This is a genomic window from Sphingomonas sp. (genome assembly GCF_051962185.1).
Lineage (GTDB): Bacteria > Pseudomonadota > Alphaproteobacteria > Sphingomonadales > Sphingomonadaceae > Sphingomonas.
Window position 1 is genome coordinate 39,712 of the sequence record NZ_JBQCCN010000225.1, and the last position, 7,115, is coordinate 46,826.

The following is a 7,115-nucleotide window of genomic DNA, read 5'->3' on the forward strand; positions in this document are numbered from 1 at the left end:
GTAATGGACTTCACCGATAGCCCAGATGAAGCCGCCTACCGCGCCCGTGCGCGAGCGTGGCTCGACGAGAACGCACCTGAGGTTCGCTTCAGCGACACGCCCGGTCGTGAGAACGAGGAGGAGATCCGCGTTGCCAGGGACTGGCAGGCCCGCAAGGCCGATGCCGGGTTCGCATGCATCACGTGGCCAGTCGAATGGGGCGGCCCCGGGGGTACGCCATCCGAACAGATCATCTTCGAGGAAGAGGAACGAAAGCGCGGCGCCGCCTCGGGGATCTACACGATCGGTCTCGGCATGTGCGTGCCGACGATCATGACCGCGGGACGAGAAGGCGACAAGAAGCGCTTCGTCGGTCCCGCTCTCCGCGGTGAGGAGATATGGTGCCAGCTATTCTCCGAGCCGTCGGCCGGCTCGGATGTGGCCGCCAGTCGGACACGCGCGTCGAGGGTGAATGATGGATCTGGAGACTGGCTCGTCAACGGGCAGAAGGTCTGGACCTCTGGTGCGCATTATTCCGACTTCGGGTTGCTTCTAACACGCACCGACCCGGACGTACCCAAACACAGCGGCCTGACCATGTTCTGGATCGACATGAAAGCTCCGGGCGTGGAGGTGAAGCCGATCCACCAGGCGTCCGGCGGAAGCGACTTCAACGAGGTATATTTCACCGATCTCCGCCTGACGGACGAGCAACGAATTGGAGGCGTCGGAGAAGGTTGGCAGGTCGCGCTCATCACGCTCATGAACGAGCGCCTCTCCGTCGGCGGCGGGCTTGGCCCTGACAGCCGAGAGCTATTGGATCTCGTGATCGACCTTCCCTATGGATCCGACGCGCGCTCAGTGCTCGATGATGGCGGCTTCCGTGAAAAATTCGCCAATTGGTATGTGGCCTCGCAGGGACTGAAGCTAGCGCGGCTGCGAACGCGGACCGCGCTGAGCCGCGGCCAGACGCCAGGGCCTGAAGCGTCGATCGGGAAGCTCATCTCAGCACGTCTGATGCAGGACATGGCTACCGAGGCCATCGACCGGCTCGATCAGCACGGCATCGTGATGGACGACGATGCGTTGGCTCTGAGCAGCCGTTTCCAGCACAGCTTCTTCTGGGGCGCGGCGTTACGGATTGCCGGCGGCAGCGACGAGATTCTCAAGAACATCGTCGCCGAACGCGTGCTCGGTCTTCCGCTCGAGCCGCGCCTCGACCGCGATGTAGCCTTCAAGGATCTACCGAGGGGGGTGTGACGGCATCGTGATAATGCGCGCCGTGGATGAGCCGTTAAGGGGATGAAGGGATGGGTGGATTGAGTTTCCTCGAGGCGCGCGACCTGCTTTTCGATCTTCGCGATGATCACGATCGGGCAGTCGCGGAGTTTCGCTGGCCGACGGTAGATCGGTTCAACTGGGCGCTCGATTGGTTCGACGCCGTCCTTGCCGACAGCGACCGGCGGGACCGCGTCGCACTCCACATCGTCGGTGAGCACGCCGCGCGTATCACCTTCGCGGAGTTGTCGGAGCGGTCAAACCGGGTGGCGAACGGATTGCGTCGTCTAGGCGTGAAGAGGGGCGATCGCATCCTCCTGATGCTCAGCAACAGGCCCGCACTATGGGAGACGATGCTGGCCGCGATGAAGCTGGGCGCAGTGACGGTTCCCGCCAGTGTGCTGCTCACGCCGGACGAAGTCTCGGAGCGCCTGGTTGTTGCCGGCGCGCGCTTACTGATCGCGGACGCGGATCTCGCTGAACGTTTCGGTGCGATTGGCACGGACATGGTCCGCATAGCCGCCGGAGAACCGCCCCACGGCTGGCTCTCGTTCGACGAACTGCATCGCTCGCCCGCCGAATTCACGCCGATCGGCGAGACTGGTGCGGACGATCCCATTCTGTTGTATTTCACCTCGGGCACGACATCGAAGCCCAAGCTCGTAGTGCACAGCCACCGGAGCTACGGGATTGGCAGCCTCTCGACGATGTATTGGCTGGGCCTGACCCCCGAGGATACTCACCTCAACGTGTCCTCCCCGGGGTGGGCCAAACACGCGTGGAGTTGCCTGTTCGCTCCCTGGAACGCCGGGAGCACGGTTCTTGTCGCCAATCTCGGTCGCTTCAGCGCTCCAGCTCTTCTGGACGCGATTACCAGTCACGGCGCGACGTCGCTCTGCGCGCCGCCCACGGTTTGGCGGATGATGATCCAGGAGGATCTGACTCGCTGGACCACGAAGCTACGCACCGTTTGCGCCGCAGGCGAACCGCTTAACCCGGAAGTCGTCCAGGCGGTCGAGCGCGCCTGGGATCTCACCCTCCGCGATGGATATGGTCAGACGGAGACGACGGCTCTCATTGCGAACACGCCGGGGCAGGAGGGTCGAGCGGGCTCGGTTGGACGCGCGCTGCCGGGCTACGACGTCGTGCTGCTCGACGAGCACGATAGCGAGGCCGACGAGGGTGAGATCGCACTCCGTTTGTCGTCCCGCCCCGGAGGACTCATGTGCGGCTATCGGACCGACGGCAACGACGTGGATCCTGTCGCAGGGGACTATTATCGCACTGGCGACGTCGCGTCGCGCAGCCCGGATGGCTATTACACGTTCGTCGGCAGGCGTGACGATGTCTTCAAGGCGTCGGACTACCGCATCAGCCCATTCGAGCTGGAGAGTGTCCTGATCGAACATCTGGCCGTCGCGGAGGCGGCGGTCGTGCCGGCGCCGGATGCTCTGCGACTTGCAGTGCCCAAAGCGTATATCGTCCTGGCGGCCGACCAAGTCCCCGATCGCAATACTGCTCTGTCGATCTTTCGACACGTCCGCACGCGCGTGGCACCATACAAGAGAATACGGCGGATCGAGTTCAGCGAGCTGCCAAAGACCATCTCGGGTAAAATCCGGCGCGTCGAGCTTCGTCGGGCGGAGGAAATCCGAGCGCATGATGGAACGAGGGGAGCATTGGAATTTCGCGAGGAGGACTTCCACGAACTTTAGCACGTTGCTCGGTAGTGGGATCCATCATTTAGAATTGAGAGCGTGGGCTATTCGTTCGAAATTGTAGGGTTGCCGCTAGAGCGGTCGAACGCGTTTGCCGGGAGTTATAGAATTTAGACCGCAGGTATACGGCCCGCTGACGAATGACTCACTGAGAAATTAGGCAGCAAAGCGCCCTAATTTCGGACGTCCAGCGGACCAACGGGGGTTTCTAAAAGCGGTCGCTGGTTCAACTCATGTTGGCCGTCAGCGATACCGTGGCTAACTGCCCTTCTGTGAGGCAGTCATGTCGTTATCGGATGGATCGACCTCGGGTTCGACAGGCTCGTTCCTGAACTCCTTCCTAAGCCTCGAGAGGCTGCTGGTGAGATCGCGCACCGCATCATCGAATGACCTAGCAACTCGGCCATTAACTTTGGCGACCGTATCTTCCGAAAGTTGGAGGCCTAATGTTTTCAATGAGACTGCTGAGAACTTATCAAAGAATTCGTTTCTCGCGTCAGCCTCCGGCGGCAGGCTATCTGGACGCCAAATGCCCTTGTGCGCGCTATCAGCGAGCCAAAAAATATGTTTGGTCTTGTCGGCCGCTACGGATGGAGAAGTAGGATGCGGCTTGGTCGTGAAATCAGGCTTAGTGCAGTCTTTGATCCATGCGAGCGACTTCATGACGTATGTCGTGAACAGATGCTCGGAAACGATCAGCGTGTCGATGTCGCTCTTGCTGGAATAAGCCTTTTCGATGGATTTACCTTTTAGGCTTCTGCCCGCCATGGCGCTTCCAACAATAAAGACATTGCTTGGCTCGACATCGAAGGCATCGGCAATGGTCTTCCGAAAAAGGGCAAACTTTAGCGGCTCATCCCTAAAGACATAGGGGACGTGGGAAAGCAGAAGTTTGTGCGCAATCGCCTCTGGAGAAAACTCCTCCACGAGTTTCTTCCACTCAGCTGCGCTCGGATACGGGGTTGCCAACAAACTTCCGGGCATATTTTCTCCTCCAATGGTGCTGCAATCTAAGCTGCGGCAAGCAGGCGTATGTCAACACAGGAAGTCGGCTTATGGGGGCGGGAACGGCCTGGCGGCAATGCGCCCCAATCTCGGTCATTCAGATCGCCTTGGAGTTTCCCAAAAGCGGCCATCTGTTGGCGATGGTCAGCGCGCGTCCCAGTGCGGTCATCGACCGCTTCACACGACACACCGTAAAGCGGCCGCGAGCAATTCTCAAAAACTCGTGGACAGGCCAAAATTCAGCCGTGGCTGACGGTTGCCGGTATCATAGCGCGGCCCGCTCAGCGGCACGGCGACTTCGGCGGTCGCGCCGATGACGCGCGAGAAATCGACGCGGACGCCGCCGCCGGCCGAAGCCAGCGACCCGCCGCCGAAGCCGTTCGACAGGTTCCTCACTACGCCGCCATCCCCGAACGCGTAGAGTTGTGCGCGATCGGCGATGCCGAACGGCCGCTTCACGTCGTAGCGCAGTTCGGCCAACCCCATCGCGCCCTTGTCGCCCGAGCGTTCGCTCCAGTCATAGCCCCGCAGGAATCCGCTGCCGCCCAGCGCGACTTCCTCGGAAATGAGCAGCGGCTGCGACGCGAGCTGGCTGTCGCCCGCCAAGCGTACGCTGAACCCCGATCCCAGCGAGCGGGTCCATTCGAACCACAGATTGGCGGCGGTAAAGCTCCCGTCTGAATCGTAGCGCGATGCCAGCGGGTCGCCCGGTTCGGTCGCGTCGAACAGATCGAGGCCCTGCGACAGCACCGCGCTCGCGCGCAGTCGGCCGCCGAGGAAATCCTCGTAACCGTAGAGGCCCAGCCGCAGCACGGTTTCGCGGTCGCGGCGGACGAGCTGACCACCGCGCCGCTGCGTGAGGCTGTCGATCTCCGCCGAGGCGTTGAGCCACAGGCTGGCGCGGCGGCGGCGAAGCAGCGGCTGGAGGACGGCGATCGACTGCGACCAGTTGCGGCCGAGAATCTCGTAACCCGACAGATACGAACCCGGCCGTACCGCCGAGAAGGTCGAGGTCAGCGACAGCTCGGTGCCCGACGCGTTGAGCCGCTTTTCGTAGCGGACGCGGGCATATTGCAACTCGTCGACCTGCGGCACCGCGGTCGAATAGTCGACCGTCAGCGAATCGTCCGACGCCAGCAGTTGCGAGACCATCCCCTCGATATGGATCTGCACCGGGCCGATCGGGCGCGTTCCGTCGTTGCGGATCGCCACCCGCGCCGTCGCTCTGTTCTGGACGACGGTGACCACCAGCACACGCTGTTCGCCGTCGCGGACGTAGCGCGTCTGCTTGATGCGGATGCCGTCAATGTCGCCGGCGATGAGCAGGCGCCGTTCGAGATCGTCCATCGAGACCGGCTGCCCATTGGCGAGCGGATCGAGCGCCGCGCGCACCGCCTTGTTGTCGCTGCCCTGCACGTCGATGCGGTCGATCCGGCCCTCGTCGACTTCGACGACCAGTATGCCGGCGGCGAGCTTCTGCGGCGCGATCCGGGCGGCGGCGAAAACATAACCGCGGTCGCGCGCGCGCTGCGCGACACGATTGGCCAACGCGGCGAGATCGGCGGGGCTCAGCGAGCGGCCGATATAGTCGCCCATGATGTCGGTGAACTGGTCGAGGCTGAGGACCGCCAACCCGTTGAGCGAGATCGCGCCGACGGTGATCGCGGGCGCGTCGATCGGAGTTGCCGTCACCGGCGCGGAATTGTCGATCGCGACGGTCGGCGCAGACGGCGGGACGTCGGGTGCGGTCGTCTCGGGGCCCCGGACGGGCGGCGTTGTACGGTCAAGCGCCGACTGCGCGTGCGCCTCGGGCGCCGCAGCAATACTGACATAGGTTAATACGAAAAACCCGGCCCGATACTGCACGCTAACCTCCGTACAAGAGGCGAATTAGAGTGAAATCCTTACGAAATGATCAAACCTTCCCGGCGTTTTAACCTAAGCCGCTAAGCACTGTTTCAGCCCCGACCGTTAAGAGCTGTCCCAAGATTGGGGACGCTCATGAACATTTTCCTGAAGACGACGCTCGGCGCGCTGGCGCTGTTTACGGCAGGTCCGGCGTTCGCGCAGAGTGCCGGCTGGACGCTGAGCGAGGCGAGCGGGCGCGTCGTCGTGCGCGATACCGCCGGCGATCACCCGGTCGGGCGTGGCTCGGTCGTGGCGGCGGGTGCGACGCTGTTGACGGGCACGTCGTCGCGCGCGGTGCTGGTCCGCGGGGAAGATTTCGTGACGGTGTCGGCTTCCAGCCGCGTGCGCCTCCCCGATGCGAAGTCCGCATCGCTGATGCAGGTGTTCCTCGAATGGGGCACGAGCCTGTTCAGGATCAAGCATACCGACAAGCCGCATTTCGGCGTGCAGACCCCCTATCTCGCCGCCGTTGTGAAGGGCACGACCTTCTCGGTGACGGTCGGTGATGCCGGCACCTCGCTGCAGGTGCTCGACGGCGCGGTTGGCGTGTCGACGGTCGATGGCGGTGCGAACGATCTCGTCCGCCCCGGAATGGTCGCGATGGTCAGCTCGGGCGATCGCTATCGACTGTCGATCCAGGGCGGCCAGAGTCGCGTGATCGACTCGCCGGGGCGGGGCGCCGCTCCGGCAGAAGGCCCGAAGACCGGTGAAGTGAAGGGCGTAGACGAACCCAAGGTGGCGAATACCGACGCCAAAGGCTCGGACGACTTCGCTTGGAGCGATGTGTCCAACAGCGTGATCACGCAGCCAGTCGAAGCGAAGCCGGTCGACCTGTCGTCGACCACTGGTGGGCTGGTGGGTAACGGCGCGCCGCCCGTCTCGGTCGCGGCGGTCGCCGTCGTCCCGCTCGCGCGCGGCAACGATAACGGCGCACCGGGCAATTCGGGCGATGGCAAGGGCTCGGGCGGTGGCAAGGGCTCCGACAACGGGAACGGCAACGGCGGCGGAAACGGCAGCGGCGGTGGAAACGGCAGCGGCGGTGGAAACGGCAACGGTGGCGGGAACGGCAGCGGCGGTGGAAACGGCAACGGTGGCGGCAACGGCAGCGGCGGTGGAAACGGCAGCGGCGGAGGCAACGGCAGCGGCGGAGGAAACGGCAGCGGCGGAGGAAACGGCAGCGGCGGAGGCAACGGCAGCGGCGGTGGCCACGGCAACGGTGGCGGGCAG

At 63.5% G+C, this 7,115-nt stretch carries 5 protein-coding genes; 3 read left to right on the forward strand and 2 right to left on the reverse strand.

Annotation, left to right across the window (positions count from 1 at the left end; all coding sequences use genetic code 11):
* Positions 1–3 precede the first annotated feature (3 nt).
* Both ACTHJR_RS14430 and ACTHJR_RS14435 read left to right on the forward strand, forming a co-directional pair.
* On the forward strand, positions 4–1,239 hold the full coding sequence (locus ACTHJR_RS14430) for an acyl-CoA dehydrogenase family protein (RefSeq protein ID WP_440523934.1): 1,236 nt from the start codon (positions 4–6) through the stop codon (positions 1,237–1,239).
* A 59-nt stretch (positions 1,240–1,298) separates the two neighbouring features.
* Positions 1,299–2,972, forward strand: a complete 1,674-nt coding sequence (locus tag ACTHJR_RS14435) for an AMP-binding protein (protein WP_440523935.1) — start codon at positions 1,299–1,301, stop codon at positions 2,970–2,972.
* A gap of 261 nt (positions 2,973–3,233) precedes the next feature.
* On the opposite strand, the gene ACTHJR_RS14440 is transcribed toward ACTHJR_RS14435, so the two are convergent.
* Together ACTHJR_RS14440 and ACTHJR_RS14445 are read right to left on the reverse strand one after the other, a co-directional pair.
* The gene (locus tag ACTHJR_RS14440) at positions 3,234–3,959 is read right to left on the reverse strand and encodes a hypothetical protein (protein WP_440523936.1); all 726 of its coding nucleotides are present in this window, start codon (positions 3,957–3,959) and stop codon (positions 3,234–3,236) included.
* A gap of 234 nt (positions 3,960–4,193) precedes the next feature.
* Positions 4,194–5,672 (reverse strand): ShlB/FhaC/HecB family hemolysin secretion/activation protein, encoded by a 1,479-nt coding sequence (locus ACTHJR_RS14445; RefSeq protein ID WP_440523937.1) that lies wholly within the window; start codon positions 5,670–5,672, stop codon positions 4,194–4,196.
* 309 nt (positions 5,673–5,981) lie between these two features.
* Between ACTHJR_RS14445 and ACTHJR_RS14450 the strand changes: the two genes are divergently transcribed.
* Positions 5,982–7,115, forward strand: a 1,134-nt coding sequence (locus ACTHJR_RS14450; RefSeq protein ID WP_440523938.1) for a FecR domain-containing protein, incomplete at its 3' end; no start/stop codon positions are given.

Excerpts from the sequence above, each read along its gene's own strand:
- ACTHJR_RS14430 (WP_440523934.1), top strand. The coding sequence starts at position 4 with ATGGACTTCACCGATAGCCCAGATGAAGCCGCCTACCGCGCCCGTGCG.
- ACTHJR_RS14440 (WP_440523936.1), bottom strand. The coding sequence starts at position 3,959 with ATGCCCGGAAGTTTGTTGGCAACCCCGTATCCGAGCGCAGCTGAGTGG.